Annotated in this window: 22 protein-coding genes and 1 other annotated feature; of the genes, 7 read left to right on the top strand and 15 right to left on the bottom strand. The window is 45.5% G+C overall.

All coding sequences use genetic code 11. From position 1 onward, the window contains the following. Positions 1 to 104: 104 nt before the first annotated feature. Entirely contained in the window at positions 105 to 1,742 is a 1,638-nt protein-coding gene (locus AACU59_RS13900; protein WP_237666574.1) for a S1 family peptidase, read from the bottom strand. 379 nt (positions 1,743 to 2,121) lie between these two features. Between AACU59_RS13900 and AACU59_RS13895 the strand changes: the two genes are divergently transcribed. The 3 genes from AACU59_RS13895 to AACU59_RS13885 all read left to right on the top strand — a co-directional run bounded on the left by AACU59_RS13895 (position 2,122) and on the right by AACU59_RS13885 (position 5,617). Beyond that, positions 2,122 to 4,596, top strand: a complete 2,475-nt coding sequence (locus AACU59_RS13895; RefSeq protein ID WP_094145501.1) for a sensor domain-containing phosphodiesterase — start codon at positions 2,122 to 2,124, stop codon at positions 4,594 to 4,596. Between the two features lie 70 nt (positions 4,597 to 4,666). Next, complete coding sequence (locus tag AACU59_RS13890) at positions 4,667 to 5,347, top strand: hypothetical protein (RefSeq protein ID WP_094145500.1); 681 nt, start codon at positions 4,667 to 4,669, stop codon at positions 5,345 to 5,347. A gap of 69 nt (positions 5,348 to 5,416) precedes the next feature. After that, positions 5,417 to 5,617 (top strand): DUF4250 domain-containing protein, encoded by a 201-nt coding sequence (locus AACU59_RS13885; protein ID WP_010316942.1) that lies wholly within the window; start codon positions 5,417 to 5,419, stop codon positions 5,615 to 5,617. A 73-nt stretch (positions 5,618 to 5,690) separates the two neighbouring features. On the opposite strand, the gene metR is transcribed toward AACU59_RS13885, so the two are convergent. After that, complete coding sequence (gene metR / locus AACU59_RS13880; RefSeq protein ID WP_038148387.1) at positions 5,691 to 6,602, bottom strand: HTH-type transcriptional regulator MetR; 912 nt, start codon at positions 6,600 to 6,602, stop codon at positions 5,691 to 5,693. A gap of 312 nt (positions 6,603 to 6,914) precedes the next feature. Here metR and metE point away from each other — a divergent pair, with 312 nt between their 5' ends. Then, a complete protein-coding gene (gene metE / locus AACU59_RS13875; protein ID WP_094145499.1) occupies positions 6,915 to 9,209 on the top strand; it encodes a 5-methyltetrahydropteroyltriglutamate--homocysteine S-methyltransferase in 2,295 nt (764 codons plus the stop codon). Positions 9,210 to 9,292: 83 nt separating this feature from the next. On the opposite strand, the gene AACU59_RS13870 is transcribed toward metE, so the two are convergent. The 13 genes from AACU59_RS13870 to AACU59_RS13810 form a co-directional block, all read right to left on the bottom strand. Then, positions 9,293 to 9,682: a GspS/AspS pilotin family protein gene (locus AACU59_RS13870; protein ID WP_017047758.1), complete on the bottom strand. Its 390-nt coding sequence runs from the start codon at positions 9,680 to 9,682 to the stop codon at positions 9,293 to 9,295. A 1-nt stretch (position 9,683) separates the two neighbouring features. After that, entirely contained in the window at positions 9,684 to 9,980 is a 297-nt protein-coding gene (locus AACU59_RS13865; protein ID WP_013857153.1) for a YciI family protein, read from the bottom strand. A 90-nt stretch (positions 9,981 to 10,070) separates the two neighbouring features. Then, complete coding sequence (gene yciA / locus AACU59_RS13860) at positions 10,071 to 10,472, bottom strand: acyl-CoA thioester hydrolase YciA (protein WP_013857152.1); 402 nt, start codon at positions 10,470 to 10,472, stop codon at positions 10,071 to 10,073. A 131-nt stretch (positions 10,473 to 10,603) separates the two neighbouring features. Continuing rightward, positions 10,604 to 11,170 (bottom strand): septation protein A, encoded by a 567-nt coding sequence (locus tag AACU59_RS13855; protein ID WP_094145498.1) that lies wholly within the window; start codon positions 11,168 to 11,170, stop codon positions 10,604 to 10,606. Between the two features lie 102 nt (positions 11,171 to 11,272). Then, positions 11,273 to 11,524: a hypothetical protein gene (locus AACU59_RS13850; RefSeq protein ID WP_017044617.1), complete on the bottom strand. Its 252-nt coding sequence runs from the start codon at positions 11,522 to 11,524 to the stop codon at positions 11,273 to 11,275. A 228-nt stretch (positions 11,525 to 11,752) separates the two neighbouring features. Beyond that, positions 11,753 to 13,012 (bottom strand): dicarboxylate/amino acid:cation symporter, encoded by a 1,260-nt coding sequence (locus AACU59_RS13845; protein WP_161437593.1) that lies wholly within the window; start codon positions 13,010 to 13,012, stop codon positions 11,753 to 11,755. A 327-nt stretch (positions 13,013 to 13,339) separates the two neighbouring features. Beyond that, positions 13,340 to 14,146 (bottom strand): tryptophan synthase subunit alpha, encoded by an 807-nt coding sequence (gene trpA, locus AACU59_RS13840; protein ID WP_094145632.1) that lies wholly within the window; start codon positions 14,144 to 14,146, stop codon positions 13,340 to 13,342. After that, positions 14,146 to 15,336, bottom strand: a complete 1,191-nt coding sequence (gene trpB, locus AACU59_RS13835) for a tryptophan synthase subunit beta (protein ID WP_094145633.1) — start codon at positions 15,334 to 15,336, stop codon at positions 14,146 to 14,148. Before trpB ends, trpA begins: the two co-directional genes overlap by 1 nt. A 130-nt stretch (positions 15,337 to 15,466) precedes the next feature. Further along, entirely contained in the window at positions 15,467 to 16,876 is a 1,410-nt protein-coding gene (gene trpCF / locus AACU59_RS13830; protein WP_094145634.1) for a bifunctional indole-3-glycerol-phosphate synthase TrpC/phosphoribosylanthranilate isomerase TrpF, read from the bottom strand. Positions 16,877 to 16,881: 5 nt separating this feature from the next. Next, complete coding sequence (trpD, locus tag AACU59_RS13825) at positions 16,882 to 17,880, bottom strand: anthranilate phosphoribosyltransferase (protein WP_017042019.1); 999 nt, start codon at positions 17,878 to 17,880, stop codon at positions 16,882 to 16,884. Between the two features lie 20 nt (positions 17,881 to 17,900). Further along, the gene (locus AACU59_RS13820; protein WP_069211936.1) at positions 17,901 to 18,491 is read right to left on the bottom strand and encodes an aminodeoxychorismate/anthranilate synthase component II; all 591 of its coding nucleotides are present in this window, start codon (positions 18,489 to 18,491) and stop codon (positions 17,901 to 17,903) included. 5 nt (positions 18,492 to 18,496) lie between these two features. Continuing rightward, positions 18,497 to 20,062: an anthranilate synthase component 1 gene (locus AACU59_RS13815; RefSeq protein WP_088721136.1), complete on the bottom strand. Its 1,566-nt coding sequence runs from the start codon at positions 20,060 to 20,062 to the stop codon at positions 18,497 to 18,499. 124 nt (positions 20,063 to 20,186) lie between these two features. Then, positions 20,187 to 20,289: a sequence feature (Trp leader region), on the bottom strand. Continuing rightward, positions 20,236 to 20,373: a hypothetical protein gene (locus AACU59_RS13810; RefSeq protein WP_010318233.1), complete on the bottom strand. Its 138-nt coding sequence runs from the start codon at positions 20,371 to 20,373 to the stop codon at positions 20,236 to 20,238. (Overlaps the previous feature by 54 nt.) Before the next feature lie 64 nt (positions 20,374 to 20,437). On the opposite strand from AACU59_RS13810, the gene rnm reads away from it, so the two are divergent. The 3 genes from rnm to rluB form a co-directional block, all read left to right on the top strand. Then, positions 20,438 to 21,307: an RNase RNM gene (rnm, locus tag AACU59_RS13805; protein ID WP_017042022.1), complete on the top strand. Its 870-nt coding sequence runs from the start codon at positions 20,438 to 20,440 to the stop codon at positions 21,305 to 21,307. Further along, positions 21,304 to 21,924, top strand: a complete 621-nt coding sequence (locus AACU59_RS13800; RefSeq protein WP_094145635.1) for an L-threonylcarbamoyladenylate synthase — start codon at positions 21,304 to 21,306, stop codon at positions 21,922 to 21,924. Before rnm ends, AACU59_RS13800 begins: the two co-directional genes overlap by 4 nt. 121 nt (positions 21,925 to 22,045) lie before the next feature. Beyond that, positions 22,046 to 23,072 (top strand): 23S rRNA pseudouridine(2605) synthase RluB (rluB, locus tag AACU59_RS13795; RefSeq protein ID WP_161437592.1); only part of this gene is annotated, 1,027 nt, incomplete at its 3' end.

Genomic DNA, 23,072 nt, shown 5'->3' with positions numbered 1-23,072 from the left:
GTGGTAAGTGTGTCGGAGAGATACTAAGTGATATGTGATAAGAAGGATGCAGCAATAGTAAAAAGGTCAACCAGTAATAAAACGGGTTGACCTTTAGACAAGAGTTAGTGGCTCATGTAACGACGTCGAATCAATAAGGCTGCCAGCATTGACAATAAAGTCATTCCACCAGTGCTACCGCCGCCTGAACCTCCTGAAACTGGGGGTAAGGTAAAGGAGTAAGGCTTTTCATATTTCAAATTTTTGATATAAGCCGCATCATTGCCAGTTGCTGTATTTGATGCCTTTACGTATTCAAAGCGTATATCGTTGACTTCATCATTCAAATATAACGTTCTGTTGCCACTACGTTCACCATCTTCGATTATGTAAGTGCTACCGTTCACTTTCACAATTAAGGAATCATAAAGAAAAGTAGAGGAGACTTGGAAATCAAAACTTACTTTTCCTTTAGGGACGTTTTCAAGAAACAAAACCGATCTCGCTTTATCGTTCATAACGGCAGAACGTAGCCAACCACCTTCTTCTAGCCAAGGGTTTACATTCACACTAATACTGCTATTGGGTATGGTAATTAACCCCTCTAGTGATTTTGCAGCAGGTTGTAGAACCGTATTGAGCTTTAGTGATGAGGTGACGGTTCCTAAATTTAGTGGGCTGTTAGTGTCAATCTCTAAGCGCACATCAGCAGGTGTCATTGAATCAATGGTATAAGAAACATCAACATAACATTGGCTACTCGGAGCCAAGCCTTGTGAACAGTTTTCGGCTGTGATATTTGCAGAAGCTGGAGACAGTGTGACGTTGTTTGCGGTAATAGTCTCATCAGAGCCGTTTACAAAATTAAAGCGATGGGTATGAAGCCCATATTTAATCTCGTTTTTGTGTTGAGATTGTCGGAAAGAAACCTTTGATGTTCTTTGAGTCAGCCAATCATTAAAATGGTCGACTTTGGCATAAACGCCAGCCGCGTCTTGTAAGCCGCAACCACGCCCCCAACTAACGACACCATATTGAATAAAATTACCGCCGTCATTGATAAAAACAGGGCCACCGCTATCACCTTGACAGGTATCTTGCGGGTAACTGGTTGCACAAAAAGCGTCATTTCTTATACGAGGGTAGTTACTACCACCTAAAGCTTGACACGTTGCAGTATCCATTAACGATATTTCTGCTTTACGTAATACTTGAGAAGGATTGCTCGATTTATTCAACACTTGATTGTAACTCGTTGCCCCAAAGCCAATGGTCTCTAGAACTGTGCCAGCGGCTAGCGTATCAAGTGCACCAGTATTAGGTCGAGTGACTGCTTGTATTGGTAATGACGTTTCTAATTCAAGGATCGCGATGTCGTTGAATCTTTCGTTATAGTCAGCATGAGTTTCATCATCATAAGCTTCATGATAATAGATTTGTTTGACTTTCACCCGACGACCGGCATTAGTACGTAAGTCATACGCTCCAACCGTCACTTCAATATCCTCTGCATTGAGCGGATTTTTTCCTGTTACGCAGTGAGCAGCGGTAAGTACATACTTATCACCCAAGTAGCTGCCACCACAAAAAGAGCTTTGAAGAGTTGAATAGTGTAAGGCAACCATAAAGGGAAAGTTACCCGCGTCAGCAGGGGTTCCATTGATGATTCTAGTTGATATTCCAGATTCCGTTCCAGAAGCACTGAACTCAAAAGATGTAAACAGAAGCGCTCCTAGCGCGACTGAAAAAAGGGGTTTGTTCATTAGTACCTCGGATTAGTTTTTCCAGCACCTCTTGGGTGTGGGAACGGTACCATATAGGGGCTAATGAATCTCGTCAATCAATGATAATTATCATATCGACAATATATATTAATCAGATAAGGCAAGTTAATGTATTTCAGTAGTTTACAAAATGAACCAATTGGTCATTTTGTATCCATTTTTTCTTTCGATTACGATAGTTCTAGGCTACTCCTTTTGAGGTGTATTGATGTTCGGCGTTTTTTATATGGCTTGTCTGGCCTAAAATAATAAATAAGCAACTGTATTTACATCATTAGTGCTAACTCACGGCTTGTGATTAAGTTTTGCTCTATGCTGTGCCATTAATGGTAAATCATTTGAATGAGTTGGAGTCTATATGACACAGGTGAAGTCTCAAGAGCTACGAGAAAAGGCAGTGCTTCGAGAACCGCCAGTGGCTCGATATGATGCGATTGATTGGTCGTTTAACCTGACGACTTCCGAGTTTATTTGTGATCTGAAAGCGGCGAATGCGTTATTTCATTCCAGTGTTTCGATAGCCAATATCCAAGAACTCTTGCTTTATATGACGCCGAGCAAAGCTGCAGAGATGAAGCGTTGCTTCAAGTATGTGATTGAAAGTGGCAAAAGCCATGCTTTAAATTGCAACCTTGTTATTTCGGATCAGGCGTTAACTTATGTGGAGATTTTTATCGAGCGTACCTCTCTCACGCAGTTGCAAGGTACGATTCGACCGCTGCTCAAACTTGAGTCATTGCAAGAGGTGGCCAAGCTTTTTGAAGGAGTGTTTGATAATACACATCATGGTTTGATCCTAACCGACGATCAAACGCGGGTTTTGGCTTGTAACCACTATTTTGAGCAGCATTCAGGTTTCAAACAAAATGAGCTACTTGGATTAAAAGCCAACCTATTTAATGCAGGCAAGCATTCCAAAGAGTTTTACCAATCGATGTGGCATGACATCAACACCAAAGATCATTGGAGCGGTGTCATTCTCAATCGTCGGGCATCTGGGCTGGTTGCACCACAAGAATTAACTATTCAAAAAATCGTACTGCAAGATGGTCGAGTGTTCTTTGTAGGGATGACGCTTGATTTAGCCGATAATCTTCACCGCGTAGCCGATACGGCACTTGGGGATATCGATCTTTTGACGCAACTGCCTACCGAACAAAAGTTTAAAGCCTTGCTCGAAACATATTGCATGGAGTACCCCAAAGGCCAAACACAAATTGTTTTGGCTTTTCAACCTGCGTTTGAATCAGATCGACACCATGTAGAAACTTTAATGCTTTCCAGTTTTTTGGCGCGCTGTAAAGAAGCTAAGTTAGTGGGCTATGTGGGAAAAGATATTTATTTAGTGAGTTTGAGTTGTTCTGAGTGCCAAAAAAACACAGATTTTCGTCTCATCCAGCATGCGATCCGCCGCTTTATGAAAGAGTTAAAGAACGAATCCAGCTCACATACCGCGATTATTAATGGCCGAATCGGTGTGTCTGTTTTAGGGTTCGATGCAAAAACGCCAGCTCGAATGGTAACGCATGCGATGCAAGCAATGCTTGAACAACATGCAGGGGAAGCGCGTAACATCAGTTTCTATCACAGTGAAATACATCAACAAGTGAAACGTAGAAAAAACTTGGAAGACAGAGTCGCTAAAGCAATTGCGCAGAAGGACTTGGAGATACACTACCAACCGATAGTTGATACTAAAACATGGAACATTGCGAAATTCGAAGCGTTATGCCGTTTTAAGCCTGTGCCCGATTTACCTTTTACCACGCAAGAAATGATTGGTATCGCCGAAGATCTAGATTTGATTGCCGAGCTTGATCGTTGTGTCAGTATCTTGTCTTTGCAAGATTTACCAAAGATAAAAACCTTGTTTGGCCAAGGTGTTGGGGTAACGATCAACCGCTCTTTCAATACCAAAATGGATGCGACGCAGATTTTAACCAATACCATGGAGATCATTGATCGCTACACGGATACGCCTCAATCAGTCACCATTGAGCTAACCGAAAGCGCCTATTTTGATAGCCAATCTCATCAGGTTGATGCCCTCAATGCTCTTCGATCGCGCGGCGTAACGGTTGCGATTGATGATTTTGGTACGGGTTATTCCTCTTTTACCTACCTCAGTGATTGCAATTTTGATTATTTAAAAATAGATCGCGAGTTTGTCACAGACATTCAGGTCAACAGCAATAAGTACAGTATTGTTAAAATGATCACAGAGCTGTCGCATACACTCGGCGTGAAAGTGGTTGCTGAAGGGGTGGAAACAGAGCATGAGGTTTGGGTGCTTAAATCATTGGGTATTGACTACATACAAGGCTATATTTTTTCAAAACCACTACCGCTTAAGGAACTGGTTCGGGCCAAGGAGTATCGTAACCGTTTTGCGTATTCAGGCGCTAAAGTGGAACAAGAGCGAAAGCCCAACTGTTTGCTCAATCTGTTCAAAGAGGGGAAACCACATTTGGATCCCAGTGAGCCAATCTCTCTTGCTTATCAGTATATTAAAGCGACTAAAGTTGATGTGCTGCCAGTCGTCAATCAAGGAGAGTGTGTCGGCATCGTCGATGTAGCCTCACTCAATTTATATCTGACGCCGAACATGGGGACCGATCTTGAAACCACGCGTGAAGCGGCCGTATGGCGTAAGCCCGTGAATCAGATCATGAAATTTCATTTCACTCAGCTTGACGCGTACACCGAGCTAAATCAAGTGGTGAATTTGATCGAAAAAGGACATGCGTTTCCATGGGTACTGGTCGATAACACTCGTTACAAAGGCTTATTGACTCAAGCGGACGTGCTGAGGTATTTGGCCGAAAGTCAGTAACCTTCTCTGGGCATCCGCGCTTACTCTTTGCTATTATCGCGCCCAGATGTTTCCAGATGATGTTTAGATTATGATTCAAACCTTACTTTCTGTTTTTTCACCCATGCTGCTCGGTGCGCAAATCTTACTGACGTTAGTGCTGGTCAAAGGGGATATTTGTCCTGGACAACGTGGCCGTATTCATCGCGTCTTGCCAGCCATTGGTGTGCTTTGGTTGGCAGTGGCTTCACTAAAAATTGAAGCCTTTTTGGTCGTCTTTTCCATCTTCTATTTCTATTCACAAGTTCAAACCAAGAAAACTCGAGATGAAGGCCCGTTATGGGCACTGTATTTGGCGAATGGCCTTGCCTTGGCTTATGTCGCGATTCAGATATCAGAGCAGGGTCATTGGTCAGCTTCTATCGCCATGTTGCTGTTGGTTGGTTTGTTGGGCGCGAGTTTCTCGCACCTTCTACTAACGATAGCGCGCTCGCGTTTACAAGCTTTCCATCGAGTTCTACCCGTTGTGGGCATTCTCTGCTCGATGGGGATCGCTTTATGCGTTGTGCCGTACGCGTACGGGTTAGATGATGAAACGTTGGCTCGAGCAACATTGCCGTTACTAACGACATTCGGTTTCATGATTGCAGGTATTATCGTGTGGTGCTGGCATATCCTGTTTGCCAAAAGCGCTGAGAAAATTCAATTAACGGCAGCCTTGTTATTGATGTTGGCTGCCAGTATTTGTTTTCAAGGTTTGTTTAATCTCTAGACCTGGGTCACTCTTTAGTGCGAATTTTACCGCTAGTCTTTAGTGGTCTCTTTGCTATAGGAGTGAGCCATGGATTTGAGTAACGTCAGCCGTTTTGATAGCAATATATTACTTGGCATCGTCAATGAGAAGCTACGCTTAGAGTGTGACAGCTTCGAAGAGCTTGCCAGTATGTATGAAATGGATAGAGAAAATGTAGTCGGTAAGCTGGATGTTTTAGGCTACCAATACGACCCACTGACCAACCAATTTAAAGCGAACCAACGCTAGTGCTAAGCAGCGTGCAGTGACAGTTAACCAACCGCACTGTCATTCAAATAGCCATGTCGATACGACGAATAGTTTAAGCCATCTTGATCCCGTCAAGGTGGCTTTTGCATTGTTGGCGCGCGGTGGCAAAAAAAGCTTGTAAATAGTGGCGATCTTTTTCGCTGTGGCGTGTTGCGGCAAATAGTCGACGCCATAAACCTTTTCCTAGTGGCTTGCTGGTGATAAGCCCCTGCCTAGAGAACTCGCTGATGGCCCAATTTGGCAGTGCTGCCACACCTAATCCAGCAGAGACCATTTGTACTAGCATCAAAGTGTTGTCGGCTTGTTTCCACTTCGCGGGTTCAACACTAGCAGGTTGTAGAAAGTGTTTCACCACATCCAAACGCTGCTTTTGTACGGGGTAAGTGAGCATCGTTTGTGAGGCGAGATCCTCTGGTTCAATCACCGATTTTCCTGCAAGTGGGTGAGTTGTAGAGGTGATAAGGCGCATTTCAAAATCAAAGAGTGGTTCGTAATGTACCTCTGAGCGAGGCAAAATATCGGAAGTGATGACCAAATCAAGTTCGCCGGCCAGCAATGCGGGTAAAGGTTCAAAGCCAAAGCCGGACGAAAAATCTAACGTCACACTTGGCCAAGCAAGCTGGTATTCGCGCAGCGCTGGCATCAACCATTGAAAGCAAGAGTGGCATTCAATCGCCATGTGTAAGCGCCCATTGACGTCTTCTTTCAAACTGGCCAAGTCATTTTCAGCTCTGGCCAGCTTTGGCAGGATCTCGTCAGCCAGTTTCAGTAGGATCTCTCCTTCTGAGGTAAATTTCACTGGGCGAGTTTTACGTAGAAACAGTGGCCCGCCAATGCGTGTTTCGAGATCTTTAATCTGATGTGAAAGGGCCGATTGCGTCAAATGGAGCGCGGTAGCGGTTGAGGTGAGTGAGCCGCTGTCCCTTAAAGAAACTAAAGTCTTCAGATGCTTAAGTTCAATCATTGCCATTATTTTCCTTCATTCCTTTGAGAGAACGGTGGTTGATACCAATATCGTGGGTCGCATCAACACGGTGACCATTCTGCTGTTCTGAGCTAAGTTACGCTTTTAATATGGAGCTGTAAACATCTAGACGTCTATTTATCTTGATGTCAATTAAAGCTCTCTGCAATCAACATGAAATTTTTTAATAAACAAGTTGAATAATTGAACCTTGTCTGTGCTTCTGTTTCGATGGATAGTCTAGCCATCCAGACATCTTTTATCTCAAGCGATAAAGAATCAGACACGATCAACAGCAAAAGGACTAGGGACATGACAACGACGACTCACATCTTAGGTTATCCACGTATTGGTGAAAAACGCGAACTGAAATTTGCGTTAGAAAAATATTGGCGCGGTGAGAGCGATCAAGCTCAATTGTTGCAAGTGGGCTACGATATCCGTCAGCAAAACTGGGCTGAGCAGCAACAAGCAGGCCTGAGTTTTTCAACCGTAGGCGATTTCGCTTGGTATGACCACGTACTCACAACCACATTACTCCTTGGGCACGTTCCTAAACGTCATAAAAACGGCTTTCCTGATTTAGATACACTCTTTCGCGTTGGACGTGGTCAATCACAAGCGGGTTGCGGCTGTAGCGGAAGTGCAGCTTCTGATATGACTAAATGGTTTAATACCAATTATCACTACCTTGTGCCGGAGTTCAGCCAAGACGATACGTTTGAAGTCAGCTGGCCTCAACTGTTTGAGGAAGTCAATGAAGCGTCGAAAGCAGGCCACCAAGTTAAGCCTGTACTGCTTGGTCCGCTGAGCTACCTCTACTTGGGTAAAGAGGTCGAAGAGGGATTTGATCGCCTGACTTTACTGCCTCGTTTATTGACTGCTTATCAAGCAATTTTAGCTAAGCTTGCTAAACAAGGAGTGGAATGGGTACAAATCGATGAACCTATTTTAGCGTTAGAGTTAGAACCAAAGTGGCAAGATGCATTTAAGTTGGCTTATCAAGTGATCGCTGGCGACGTAAAACTGCTACTCACCACTTACTTTGATTCGGTGCTCGATACGCTCGATAAAATCATTGAACTACCAGTGAATGGATTGCATATCGATCTCTCCGCTGCTTCCGAGCAATTGGGCGCGGTACTGGATAAGTTACCAAAAGATTGGGTATTGTCTGCGGGTGTGGTCAATGGACGCAATGTGTGGCGCGCCGATCTTGCGACTTTATTGGCTCGTTTACAACCAGTGAAGCAGCAATTGGGTGATCGCCTGTGGGTCGCGAGCTCGTGTTCACTGCTGCATAGCCCGGTCGATTTAGAACTTGAGCAGCAGCTCAGTGATGAAGTGCAGAGTTGGTTTGCGTTTGCCAAACAGAAAGTGACGGAAGTGGCATTGCTTGGCAAAGCGCTTGATGGTGATGACGCAGCGATTCTGGCCTGTGAAACTTATAGCCAACCGATACTTGCACGTAAAACAGCCACTCACGTCAATAAGCCGCATGTACAGGCGAGGGTCAATAGTATTACGGCGGCACTTTCTGAGCGCAGTGCACCTTATTCAGAGCGCGCTCATCATCAAGCCGAAGTGTTAGGGTTACCATTCTTGCCAACCACAACCATAGGCTCATTCCCTCAAACGAGTGAGATCCGTCATCAACGCAGTGTTTATCGTCAAGGTAAACTGGCACAAGCTGATTATATCAACGCACTGAAAGGGCACATTGCCGATGCAGTGAAACGCCAAGAGGCACTTGATCTCGATGTGTTAGTGCACGGTGAAGCTGAGCGTAACGACATGGTGGAATACTTTGCAGAAAACTTAGCAGGTTTCCAGACCACGCAATTTGGCTGGGTGCAAAGTTACGGATCACGCTGCGTAAAACCAGCCATTGTGGTGGCTGATATTGAACGTGAAAAACCGATTACGGTGGAGTGGTCTACTTATGCTCAGTCACTGACTGCGAAGCAAATGAAAGGAATGCTGACTGGGCCTGTAACTATTTTATGTTGGACGTTTCCTCGTGAAGATATTTCTCGTCAAACTATCACACAGCAATTGGCTTTCGCTCTGCGTGATGAAGTGGCAGACCTGCAGCAAGCGGGCATTAACATCATCCAAATTGATGAACCTGCGATTCGTGAAGGATTACCATTGAAGAAGCGTGACCATCAAGCATATCTGGCGTGGGCGGTTGAGGCATTTAAAATTGCGGCGGCGAGTGCGAAACCCGAAACGCAGATCCACACTCACATGTGTTACAGCGAATTTAATGAAATCATTGACTCAGTAGCGGCACTGGATGCCGATGTGATTACGATTGAAACTTCTCGCTCGAATATGGAACTGCTCAAAGCGTTTGAAGAGTTTAACTACCCGAATGAAATTGGCCCAGGTGTGTACGATATTCACTCGCCAAACATTCCCTCTCAAGAGTGGATTGAAGGTTTGTTGCGTAAAGCGGCGGAAAAAATTCCAGCAGAGAGATTATGGGTTAACCCTGATTGCGGTTTAAAAACGCGCAATTGGAATGAAGTGGAGGCAGCACTGACCAACTTAGTGTCAGCAGCTAAAGCGCTGCGCAAAGAGCTTAAACCCCAGCAAAGTTAAGCTATATTAATCTTGACAGAGGCCTCAAATGAAGCCTCTGTTTTTTACGAATAAAGTGGTGGTCATCACTAATAAGGGGAGGACTATTGTGCCGAACAAGTTGCTTTACTAATGAATTGGTCCACAACAAGTTGGCCCCGCGTATTGCGCATTTTAATTCGATAAGTTAAGCCGAGGTCGAGGTTAGCGCGTGTGGTTGAATCCGAGCAGTAGGTATTGATGCTGGTTTTCAACACTTGATCAATTGGCTTTGCTCCTTTTTGACCCTCATTGTAAATCATCATAATTTCCACCGTACTGCCTTTAGCACTGGCACGCATCACGGACAAAGGCCCAAATTCTAAGGGTAACTCAGCGCTAATCACATTCGCGCGATTACTGGCTACGGCTTCCAAATATTTTTGCTGATCACCATTCGAGCTACAACCCACCAGTACCAGCGTTGTAAACAGAGCACAGAGAATGACTTTCATCTTAAAACACTTTCTTGAAGGGTTTAACGATAACATGTTGATACACACCGGCAGCAACATAAGGATCGGCATCCGCCCATGCTTGAGCTTGTCTTAACGAATCAAACTCAGCGATGACTGTTGACCCCGTAAACCCAGCTTCTGCTGGATTCTCCGAATCAATTGCTGGCATTGGCCCTGCAGTTAATAGACGACCTTCATCTTGCAAGGTTTGTAAGCGCTCTAAATGTTGTGGCCGGACACTCATGCGTTTTTCCAACGAGTTTTCTACGTCTTGAGAGAAAATAACGTACCACATATTGATATCCTTATTGTTTGATAATGAAGTCGAGGCCTTACTGTACTGAAACTGGCGCGTATTGAAAGCAACCAAACTGAATTTCTGTGATCAGTTGCTAGGCTTAATCGGTCGAGGGCGGCCATCGGTATCAATGGCGACATAATTGAAGGTTGCTTCACATACTTGGAAACGATCTCCCACGCTGTCGTATTTGATGGGTTTTACCCATACTTCAAGATTGACGGACATTGAAGTGCGGCCAATTTTGGTGCATTCACCATAACAACACACTACATCACCTACCTTGACGGGTTTTTTAAACGTAATGCTAGAAACAGACACAGTGACAACGCGGCCAAATGAGATCTCTTTGGCTAAAATTGCGCCAGCCAAGTCGAGTTGAGACATGATCCAACCGCCGAAAATGTCACCGTTGGCGTTAGTATCTGCTGGCATGGCTAAGGTGCGTAGCAATAATTGGCCTCTTGGGGCGCTATTTTCCTGATTCATTTTTCGACATCCACAACAACAAAACAGCGACCAAATTGGTCGCTGAAAAATAGGGACGGATTATACCAAAGACAGCCTGTTTTGCACTCAAAGAGTCCTCTGAATGACTCCTAGCGAGAAGGTTAGTGCAATCAGTGCTCGTGCGAGGAGGGTTTGCTCTCGGAAACTTGCTTCTCTTTTGGCAGGTGTTTGTAGATAAAAACACCCGTTAATAAGGTATAAACAAAAGTTGCGGCTAATAAGCCAAATACTTTGAAGTTGACCCAAACATCCAATGGCAGTTGATATGCAATGTAGATGTTTAGTACAGCGCAAACGCTGAAAAAGAAAACCCACGCCCAGTTGATTTTTGCCCATACGTGTTCAGGTAAGGTTAGCTCTTTGCCAAGCATTCCTTTAATGGCTGATTTACCCATGATATGGCTGATGGTCAAGCCCAAGGCAAAAACAACGTAAACAATGGTGACTTTCCATTTAATGAAATTGTCATCGTGAAAGAAAATCGTCATACCACCGAAGATAGTCACCATCAAAAACGTGATGATCTGCATTTTTTCAACTTTCTTATACAGTGCGTAGGTCAGGGCAATCTGTATCGCACTGGCCACGATAAGTGCCCCTGTGGCGACATAGATGTCGTACATCTTGAAAAGGGCAAAAAAGATGATAAGTGGTATAAAATCAATAAGTTGCTTCATTCGTATTTATGCTTCCGATTTAAACGTTGCGCACAGTCTAACCAAAACCGTGTCAGAGCTAAATAGAAAGAGACAATTCGAAACAAATTAACTAGAAATGGATCAGCGTTCCCAGCCGCTGGTTTCAAGTTGTGGTATTGCTCGTTTCATATCTTCTAAATAGCCTTCACTTTTTAAATTGGCGACAGCTATCTGCAATTCTTCATCTGTCATTGAAAAACAGGAATCTTTGCCAGTAATTAAGCCTAGATATTGGTGGTATTCAAATTCACTGAAATGGCCAATTCGATCGATAACCAATTCTCGGATCCCGTGGTGAATCAAACCATAATAAGTATCACGATGAATATCCATTACTCATACTCCAAGTCGATTCGTGCTAACGCCAAAAGTTTGCCGCTGCTATGTGGCACGAAAGAGGTGTCGTTTATTATAGCAATCGCAATGCCAACTTTATCGTCAGTCATAGGGCGCTTTAATGATTAACTTTAGTATGAGAACTGTTTTTTTTGCAAATTGCGATGCAAAAAGAAAGCCGCATAGAATGCGGCTTGTATTGGATCAATGATGCTCTGTGATGAGTTAGGCTTTTTGCTGCTTCAATGAGGCCTCAGTGGCTTCTTCTTCAATCAAAGCATCAACAATAACGGCACACGCGGCATCCCCTGTGATGTTGAGCGCGGTACGGATCATGTCGAAGATACGGTCTAGGGCGAACAGTAGTGGCAAACCTTCAATTGGAATTCCAGCCGCTAGCAAAACGGCTACTACAAGGAAAGAAGGACCAGGAACACCAGCCTGACCGACGGCGCCCAGTGTCGCTGTTACGATGATGGCAATGTAAGCGCCCATCGAGAGATCAATATTGAATAGCTGGGCGAAGAAAATCGCAACTAAACCGTAATAGATGGCGTTGCCAGACATGTTGATGGTGGCACCTAACGGCAGAACAAAGGCGGCAGTTGAGTTGCGTACGCCAAGGTCGTGTTCTACGGTATCCATAGTGACAGGGAGTGTCGCCATTGATGACGCGGTTGAAAGGGCTACGGCTTGAGGCTTTTTCATCGCAAGGATAAATTTCTTAGCCGACGTCTTGGTTAAGACCTGAATCATCAGCGGGTAAGCAATAAAGCCGAAAATTAAAATGGCCGCGACATAAACGACAAACAGCTTAAATACCACCATCAGTGCACCAAAACCAAACGTGCCGACGGCTTCAGCCATCAAACCGAATACACCGATAGGCGCGATGATCATCACTTTGTTGATCATCCACACCATGGCATCAACAATGGTGTTTACGCCATTGATGATCGGGTCACGTTTTTCTTTGCTCTGTTTAGAAATGGCAATGCCAAAGAACAAGCAAAAAACAAGGATTTGTAGAATGTTGGCATTATTCAGTGACTGGAAAACGTTGGTTGGGATCATACCCGTAATGGTTGCCCAAAAAGTAGGTAGTTCACCTTTTGCTGCGTATTCGGCAGAAAACATACCTTCAACGCCCGAAATATCGACGCCGATACCCGGTTGGAAGACTTCGCCCATTACCAGTGCCAGCGTTACGGCGAGTGCGGAAGTGACCGCAAAAAAGCTGAGTGTGACAAAACCGACTTTACCCGCCGCGTGGCTATTACCAAGGCCCGCAGCACCGGAAATAAGCGCAACGGCCACCAGTGGGATCACCAGCATCTTAATTAGGTTGATAAAAATGACACCCAGTGGCGAAAAGATGGCCGCATCGTGTCCCATCATGGCACCAACGGCAGTACCAATGATCATTGCAATGACGACTTGCACGCCAATGTTGCTTAATAAACTCTTTTTGTTTAACACTTCCATAACCTCTGTGCTAATTAATTGTAAATTCCTAGTGTTACCCACTACATAAATATCAATCGGTGGATAAATATTTCGACTAGCTTTTTACACGGATATTTTACATTTAGCAATATGGTAACAAGGTAAATTGACAAGATTATTGATAGTTCATTGACATGAAACGTGGTTTTTTCAAAAAGAAAACGTTTGCTATTTGTTTTGTCAATTTAATGAGTGGTTGGTTTGTGTTTTGTGAATGAATTTGGCGAGGCGTAAATGTTAAAAAAAAAGATCGATTTCTTGGTTTGACTCAGAAATCGATCGGGTTGGTTTTTGCTGTAAACCAATTTATTTTAACGTTGCTGCTTTCATGCTGGAAACGAAATGGCTGAGAGTCGTTAACATTTCATCTGGCTGATTAAGTCGTTGTTCAATAATTTTCACCACTGCGGATCCTGATATTGCGCCAGCGGCACCGGCGGTGATGGCCTGTTTGACTTGCTCAGGTTCTGATATCCCAAACCCAAGCAATGCGGATGGGGCATCAAATTGGTTCAGTCTTTCCAACAAGGCATGTACTGGCATATTGGCTTTTGTTTCTGCTCCTGTCACACCGGATCGAGACAGTAGATAAGTATAGCCACGGCCAAGTTTGGCGACCGCGGCTAGGGTCTCATCACTGGCGGTGGGTGGTGCGATGAAAATGGGTTGAATCCCGTATTTGTCTGCCGCCGCGACAAATTCACGGCTTTCATTAGTCGGAACATCGGCGATCAATACTGAATCTACACCCGCATTTTTACAGCGTTGGTAGAAGTTTTCGATGCCGCGTGAATAAACTAGGTTGGCATACATGAGTAGTCCGATAGGCAGGTCGGGATATTGCGCGCGAATTTTGGTGATCAACTCAAAGCAGATATCTGGAGTCGTCCCTGCATCCAGTGCACGAATATTCGCCCCTTGGATGGTTGGGCCATCAGCGAGCGGATCAGAGAAAGGGATACCGAGTTCTAATGCGTCTGCTCCTGCTTCCACTAGCGTTTGCATGATGCGCAGTGATTGCTCTGGATCTGGGTCCCCGATGGTCACAAATGGAACAAACGCACCTTGATTGTTGTCAGCTAAACGCTGAAATAGGGTTTGATAGCGATCCATTACAGCGCTCCTTTCTCTTCTAATAGTTTATGGACGGTGAAAATATCTTTATCGCCGCGACCGGATAGATTCACGACCAATAACTGCTCTTTTTCTGGCTCGGCATACGCCATCTTCACGGCGTAAGCAACCGCATGTGATGATTCCAGCGCGGGAATAATGCCTTCGTTACGTGCGATCGATTGGAAAGCATCGAGTGCTTCGTCATCGGTAATGCTTTCGTACTCAGCGCGGCCTGTCGCATAAAGATGAGCGTGCTGAGGGCCAACAGAAGGGAAATCAAGCCCAGCGGACACCGAGTAAGACTCTTCCACTTGCCCGTTTTCATCTTGCATCAAAGGTGATTTCATACCGAAGAAAATACCTGTCTTGCCGTGCTTTAATGGCGCGCCATGCTGGTGGGTATGAATGCCTTTTCCTGCTGGCTCAATGCCAATCAAACGGACATCCCTTTCTTCAATAAAGTCAGCAAACATGCCAATCGCGTTCGAACCGCCGCCGACACAAGCAAGTACCGCATCCGGTAAACGACCTTCGCGAGCCAAAATTTGCAGTTTCGTTTCTTCGCCAATCATACGTTGAAATTCACGGACTATGGTTGGAAATGGGTGAGGACCCGCTGCTGTACCTAATAAATAGTGGGTGGTTTCATAGGTGGCAGACCAGTCACGTAGCGCTTCATTGCACGCATCTTTAAGTGTTGCTGATCCTGAATGAACGGGGATCACTTCTGCCCCCATTAGCTTCATACGAAACACGTTGGGGCTTTGGCGTTCAACATCTTTTGCACCCATATAAACGCGACATTTTAGCCCCAGTAGTGCGCAGGCCAACGCCGTTGCAACACCATGTTGCCCTGCGCCTGTTTCGGCAATAATTTCATGTTTACCCATACGCTTAGCAAGCAGTGCCTGACCAAGTACTTGGTTAGTTTTGTGTGCGCCACCGTGCAATAAGTCTTCACGTTTTAAGTACAATTTGGTTTTTGTGCCTTTCGTGAGGTTTCGCGTCAAAGTTAGCGCCGTTGGCCGACCTGCATACTCTTGTAGTAACGTCATGAATTCAGCACGAAATTCAGGATCTTCCTGCGCATCAATAAAAGCTTGTTCCAATTGGTCAAGCGCTGGTACTAAAATTTGTGGAACGTATTGACCACCGTATTCGCCAAAATAGGCATCGAGTTTTGCCATGATTCGTATCCTTAGTCTCTGTGTTACTGCTGAGTGATTCAGCGGTAATGAATCTGTTGTTTCCCTTGCTACTTGACCTTGCGGCTGGGTGAGTTACTCGCTTTTCAAGCCAATGGGAATCGATTTAGTGTTAGTACTGCCGAATAGCGTCGAACGCTAGGGTTAGCTTGTGTAAGTCTTTTTTCCCCGGTTCGCTCTCAACACCTGAATTGAGATCGAGCCCTAAACAACCGATGTTTGCTGCTTGCTGAGCATTTTCAGGGGATAAGCCACCCGCCAACATGACATCGTTTACCTCGGTTAGTAATTGCCAGTCAAAACGTTGGCCAGTGCCGCCAGATTGCGTTCCTACTTTGGCATCGAATAAATGACGGTCAATGTGGCTCTCAAGTTTGGTCGGCAGGCAGTCGCTCACGCCATAAGCTTTCCAGATTTCAATCTGGCTAGGTAAGTGAGCTCTCAATTGGTCAACATAGGCTTGATCTTCTTCGCCATGCAGTTGCACCGCGAATAGTTTTAACGTTGTAGCAATCTGCGTAATGGCTTCAATGGTGTGATTTTGAAACACGCCCACGTAGCGCAGCGGCGCACCGCTCATCGTCAAACGTGCATTGTCCAAGTCGACATAGCGTTTGGATTGCGGTACAAAAATTAAGCCACCAAACACGGCTCCAGCTTGATAGGCTTTGGCCGCATCGTCAGCGTGAGTTAAGCCGCACACTTTGTTTTCGCCGAGCGTCACTTTGCGTACCGCTAGCTCTAAATTTTCTTCGGCCATTAACGAGCTGCCGATTAAAAATCCATTGGCGTATTGCGAAAGTTCACGCACTTGTTGGTGAGTATAAATACCAGACTCCGAGATGATCATGGTTCCTTCTGGGAGTAAAGGTGCCAGCTGTTTAGTGCGATTTAGATCGGTTGAGAGATCGCGCAAATTGCGGTTATTAATGCCAATAACTTTTGCTTGCAAGGCGACTGCCCGGTGCAGCTCTTCCTCATTGCTCACTTCGGTTAAAATACCCATACCCAGTTGGTGAGCCACATTGGCTAGCGTTTGATAGTGTTGATCATCAAGGACGGACAGCATCAATAAAATGGCATCTGCATTGTAGTGACGAGCCAAATAAACCTGATAAACATCAACCATAAAGTCTTTGCAAATCACAGGTTGGCTTACTTGCGCGCGAACGCGTGGCAGAAATTCGAGGTTGCCTTGGAAATATTTTTCATCAGTCAAAACTGAAATGGCGTCTGCATATTGATGGTAAACCGAGGCGATATAATCCAAATCAAAATCTTGGCGAATGAGCCCTTTGGAAGGTGAGGCTTTTTTACACTCCAAAATAAAAGCGGTTTTACCCGTATTTAACGCATCATAAAACGAGCGATCCGATGCGGTTAATAAGTGTTCGAAGCTGCCCAATGGTTGCTGCGTTTTACGCTGCTCGACCCATTCATATTTGTCATTGACGATTTTGGCCAACACTTCAGCCATTTGAGTATGCTGGGTTGAAATGTGGTCAGAAAGTTGCTCAGGCATGGGGCTTAACCTCTTTGTGCCAGTTGTTGGACAAGCTGATAGGCTTTGCCCGAGTTCATTACACTAATGGCCTGTTGTGTATTGGCTTTGAGATCTTCTTGGCCAAAAAGACGCAGCAGCAGCGCCACATTAACAGCGACGGCAGCCAATTGCGCTGGCGTGCCTTTCCCTGTCAGCAGGTTGGTGATAATGGCGCGATTCTCCGCAGGCTCACCACCTTGAATGGCTTCAAGTGGATAGCTTTCAACACCAAAATCTTTAGGTGTTAAGGTGTATTCGATGATGTGTCCATCACGAATTTCAGCCACTAAGGTTTCACCATGAATCGCCACTTCATCTAAACCACTGCCATGAACGACCGCTGCACGTTTCAATCCCATTTGTAACATGGTTTGGGCAATAGGCAGAACCAGTTCTTTACTGTAAACACCCATCAGTTCAATGTTGGGGCGAGCAGGGTTAATCAGCGGTCCTAATATATTGAAGATAGTGCGCGTTTTCATGGTTTGGCGCACGGGCATCGCATGACGCACACCACCGTGATATTGCGGCGCAAATAGGAAAGCGACGCCCAAATCATCGATGGCTTGGCGAGTATTTTCAGCGCTCATCGCAAGGTTAATACCAAATGAATCCAGTAGATCAGAAGAGCCTGATTTGCTTGATACTCCACGATTACCATGTTTGGCTATTTTTACGCCACAGGCAGCAGCAACAAATGCTGCGGTGGTTGAAATATTAAAAGTATTTGAGCCATCACCACCAGTACCGACTATGTCTGCAAAATCATAGTCTGGCCTTGGAAACGGGGCCGCGTTAGCCAATAATGCTTTGGCTGCGCCAGCAATTTCATCGGGTGTTTCACCTTTGATTTTCAGTGCCGTCAATACTGCTGCCATCAAAATAGAGTCGAGCTCACCACGGATGATGAGATCAAACAGTTGCTGGCTTTCTGCTTGCGAGAGCGACTGCTGCGCGTAAAGTTTATTAATGATGTTTTCCATAAAATATCCCTATAAATCCGTTAGTGGGTGCTTTTTTCTAAAGCCCAATCGATCGCATTGGCAAGCAATGCTGCACCATGAGTAGTCATGATGGACTCTGGATGAAATTGAAAGCCGCACACTTTATCTTGCTCTTGCACCACGGACATCACGAGCCCATCAACCTCAGCCGTGATGGTTAAACTATCCGGAACTTCAGTAGCCACTAGGGAATGATAACGAGCAATGGCTAGTGGTGACGGTAGCTGTTGGTAAATACGGTGATCTTGGTGCTCCATCATCGAGATTTTGCCATGGATAATTTCGCCAGCACCCGCGACGGTGCCGCCGTAAGCTTCAACAATCGCTTGGTGACCTAAACAGATGCCAATGATCGGCACTTTGCCCTTAAGGCGTTGGATTAATTGTGGCATGCATCCCGCGTCTGCGGGCGCGCCCGGTCCGGGGGAGAGCAGCAGCAGCGGTTCATTCAATTGAAAGACCGCTTGTTCAATGCTCTGTGCGGCGATGTTGTTGCGATAAACCGTCACCGTATGGCCGAGTGAGCGGAATTGATCAACAAGGTTGTAGGTAAAGGAATCAAAGTTATCGATAAAAATAATGTTGGCCATGTCTGCTACTCCTGATGCGCGGCTTGAATTGCAGAGATCACGGCTTGTGCTTTACCACGTGTCTCGTCGGCTTCCGATTGAGGGTCTGAATCATAAACGACTCCAGCGCCCGCTTGAACTTGCGCAATACCCTGTTCGACATAAGCCGAGCGGATCACGATGCAAGTATCTAAATCGCCTTCCCCGGTAAGGTAGCCAACCGCGCCACCGTAACTGCCACGGCGGGCTTTTTCCACGTTACGGATAAGCTGCATGGCGCGAATTTTCGGCGCACCAGTGAGTGTGCCCATATTCATGCAGGCTTGGTAAGCGTGCAGTGCATCGAGATCGCTTCGGAGTTGACCCACCACGCGAGAAACCAAATGCATAACGTGACTGTAGCGATCCACTTTCAATAAATCAGCGACGTGGCGCGTTCCTGCTTGTGCAATACGTGCGACATCGTTGCGCGCAAGGTCGACCAACATCATGTGTTCAGCGTTCTCTTTTTTGTCGCAACGTAGCTCAAGTTCAATGCGGCTATCTAAATCAAAATCAATTGAACCATCGGCGCGTTTACCACGGCGGCGAGTCCCTGCGATAGGGTAAATCTCAATCTGGTTGGTTTCGGTGGCGTATTTCAATGCGCTTTCAGGAGAAGCGCCAAACAGAGTAAAGCGTTCGTCTTGCATATAAAACATGTAAGGGCTTGGATTGCTCTCTTTCAGTTTTTTATAAGCAGCAAGTGGTGAAGGGCAAGGCAGAGTAAATCGGCGAGAAGGGACCACCTGAAAAACATCGCCTTTCACGACAAATTCTTTTAACGCTTGAACGGTCTTGCAAAACTCTTGGTCAGAAATATTCGTTGTCACGCTTACGTTAGCTACGGTTTTGGCTTGCGGTAGTAATTTGGGTGCGGCACATTGCTGCGCGATCTCTTGTAAACGAGTAATTAATGTTTCACGCATTGTTGGCGTGGGGTTAAAAACACTGGCTTGCAACTGACAATGCTCAGTTTTATGGTCAATCACTAACAAGGTTTCCGCGATATAAAAAACGTAGTCTGGACATTGATTAGTCGTATCGGCATTTCCTAGCGGTTCGAAGTTGGCCACCAAATCGTAGGCAAATAAACCGCCTAGAAAGAGGGCATGTTTATCGTGATGACGAAGATCGAAACTGTGCTGCACGAGACGTAGTGCATCAAAAGAAGAGGCTTCGCGTAGGCGAGAATCTTCGTCTAGCGTGTCGCATGGTGCTTGAAATTGAAGCGTTAAGGTATTTTGTTGTAACTGATGTTCAATATCCGCTTTAATATTACGCTGTAGATGTTCGATGAGCTGTTGACCATTGTCTGTCAATGCGTGAAACGTGACAACGTGACCAAAGCAGGTGATGCGCACGGCAGCATCAACCAATAATAGACTTTTGAGATCCTGTTTTGAGTCGATCTCGGCGGATTCTAATAGCAAACAATCTGTTTTTGACTCACATAGCGTATGAAATAGACGTGTTGGATCTTGGGTATAAGGCACGGACATATTGATTACGTCAATTTGGCCTAAGTTTTTAATTTCAATGGTCTTATTCACAAGACCTCCTTGATGAATTTTAATGTTCCTGTCGTCCATACTCGCATAATCCTCTTAGAGACCCAATCTTCACTTTGGGGGTTTCGCTGTTTTATTGCGCAATGTAATGTGAGCTATTCGACAAAATAAAAAGCCCGCTCATTGAGGCGGGCTTTGTGAATTCGTGTTCTATTTTAAAAGTACACGGTTGCCCACCAAGAACTTGTCCAAGTGTGCCACCAATTGAGCTCAGATGAAGCTGCGCTTAAATTGTGATTATGGTTTTGGTTAAATTCTTGTAACATGGTCAACCTCAAATACGTGCCTTGCATTTGTGTACTAGTTAACTAGTGCGAGAGTAAAAAGTCAAGCCTAAAAGATGGCCAAAATAAAATTATGAGAATTGATCTACATAGCCACACCACTTCTTCAGATGGCAGGTTATCGCCGCAAGCGTTAATCGATAGGGCGCTAAGCTTTGATATTGAGGTATTGGCGATCACTGATCACGATACGACTGATGCATTAACTATTGCTCATGACTATATTAATCAGCAACAATTACCCATCACCTTGATCGATGGCATCGAGATTTCCACGGTTTGGCAAAATAAAGATATTCATATTGTTGGGCTCAACATCGACTCAAACGCTCAAGCTTTGCAGCAGTTAATTGAGCAGCAAAAGGCACATCGTGTGCAGCGCGCACAATTGATTGCACAACGATTGCAAAAAGTGACACGTGAAGGGGTGTTAGAAGAGGTGCAAGCCATCGCCGGAGAAGCACCGATTACTCGTGCGCATTTCGCAAAATGGCTGGTTGAACAGGGTTTTGCGAAGAACATGCAGCAGGTGTTCAAAAAGTTTCTCACCCGCGATAATCCCGGGTATGTACCACCAAGTTGGTGCTCGATGACCGATGCCGTTGAAGCAATACACGCCGCTGGTGGCCAAGCGGTATTAGCGCATCCTGGACGATATGACTTGACGACCAAGTGGCTCAAGCGCTTAATAACGGCGTTTGTAGAAGCGGGTGGTGACGCTATGGAAGTGGCACAGCCACAACAAGCGCCACAAGAAAGACGTAATTTAGCCGATTATGCCATACAATACAATCTATTAGCTTCTCAAGGCAGTGACTTTCATTACCCCTCACCTTGGATGGAACTGGGGCGAAATCTTTGGTTGCCTTCTGGCGTCGATCCTGTCTGGAAAGATTGGGGTTTAAGCCCCGTAGATAGACTCAATAATGAGGAATTACAATGAGCCAGTTTTTTTACGTTCATCCAGAAAACCCGCAGACTCGCTTGATTACTCAAGCGGTTGCCATTATCCGCAATGGCGGAGTTGTTGTGTACCCAACGGATTCTGGTTATGCACTAGGCTGCCAACTAGAAAATAAACAAGCATTAGAGCGTATTTGCCAAATTCGCCGCCTTGATGATAAGCATAATTTTACCTTGCTGTGCCGTGATTTGTCAGAGCTCTCTTTTTATGCGCGTGTGGATAATACCGCTTTTCGCTTACTAAAGAATAATACACCTGGCCCTTATACGTTTATTTTCAAAGGGACCAAAGAAGTGCCACGTCGGTTGATGAATGCGAAGCGTAAGACGATCGGTATCCGCGTGCCTAATAACCGTATTGCACTTGATTTACTTGAAGCGTTAGGTGAACCGCTAATGTCCACTTCACTTATTTTGCCCGGCAACACCCATACAGAATCGGATCCAGAAGAGATTCGGGATCGCCTTGAGCACGCCGTGGATGTCATTTTAAACGGGGGTTATTTAGGTGAACAGCCGACGACAGTGATTGATTTCAGTGAAGATGAGATGGTGGTTGCTCGCGTGGGAACGGGCGATCCAACACCTTTTGAATAGCTTTTGAGTAGGCCATCAAAACGAGTGCTTTTTGGCGTAGAATTTGAGATACTATGCGGCCGCGATTTTGGGGTCGCATTTTTTCATTCGACGTCTGTGAAGACGACACATAGGTAGATAAATGAGCGAAAAGTTACAAAAAGTTTTAGCACGAGCTGGTCATGGTTCTCGTCGTGAGTTAGAAGCTTTGATTAGAGCAGGACGTGTCAGTGTTAATGGCAAGGTAGCTATGTTGGGCGAGCGTCTAGAAGATGATAACGCGGTTGTGCGTATTGATGGACATGCTGTTTCCGTTAAAGCGCCAGAAGAGGTTATTTGTCGAGTGCTTGCTTACTACAAACCGGAAGGTGAGCTTTGTACCCGTCATGATCCAGAAGGTCGTCGGACGGTATTTGATCGTCTACCTAAAATTCGTGGTTCGCGTTGGATTTCAGTTGGCCGCTTAGATGCCAACACCTCAGGCTTACTTCTCTTTACTACCGATGGTGAATTGGCTAATCGCCTTATGCACCCAAGCCGTCAAGTAGAACGCGAATATTTAGTGCGTGTTTTTGGCGAAGTGAACGAACAGAAAGTGCGTAACCTCGTTAAAGGGGTTGAGCTAGAAGATGGCTTGGCACGCTTTGAAGATATCGTTTACGCTGGTGGTGAAGGTATGAACCATACTTTCTACGTCGCGATTAACGAAGGCCGTAACCGTGAAGTTCGTCGCCTTTGGGAATCTCAAGATACCACAGTGAGCCGTTTGAAACGCGTTCGTTATGGCGAGATCTATTTGGACAAAAAACTGCCACGCGGCGGTTGGATGGAACTGGATCTGAAAGATGTAAACTATTTACGTGAATTGGTTGAACTGCGTCCTGAAAAAGAGACGATGCTAGATTTGAGCAAAGACAACACTTCACGTACTCGTGAGCGTGCGCGTAGCCAAAAAATTCGCCGTGCCGTTAAGCGACATGAAGAGCGCGTAACGACGACGGGCAAGCCTAAAAGTCGTACGACCAATGGTACAACGACGAATGGTAAAAAAACTAACGGTACGACAACCAATGGCACAACTACTGGCCGTCGCAAGCCTGCTTCAAGTACCCGTAACAGTGGTGCCGATGGTAGCCGCGGCACTGGTCGGCCTCAAACTGGCAAAGCGA

Source organism: Vibrio sp. V23_P3S9T160 (genome assembly GCF_963886625.1).
Lineage (GTDB): Bacteria > Pseudomonadota > Gammaproteobacteria > Enterobacterales > Vibrionaceae > Vibrio > Vibrio anguillarum.
This window is presented reverse-complemented; position numbering and strand designations above follow the sequence as displayed.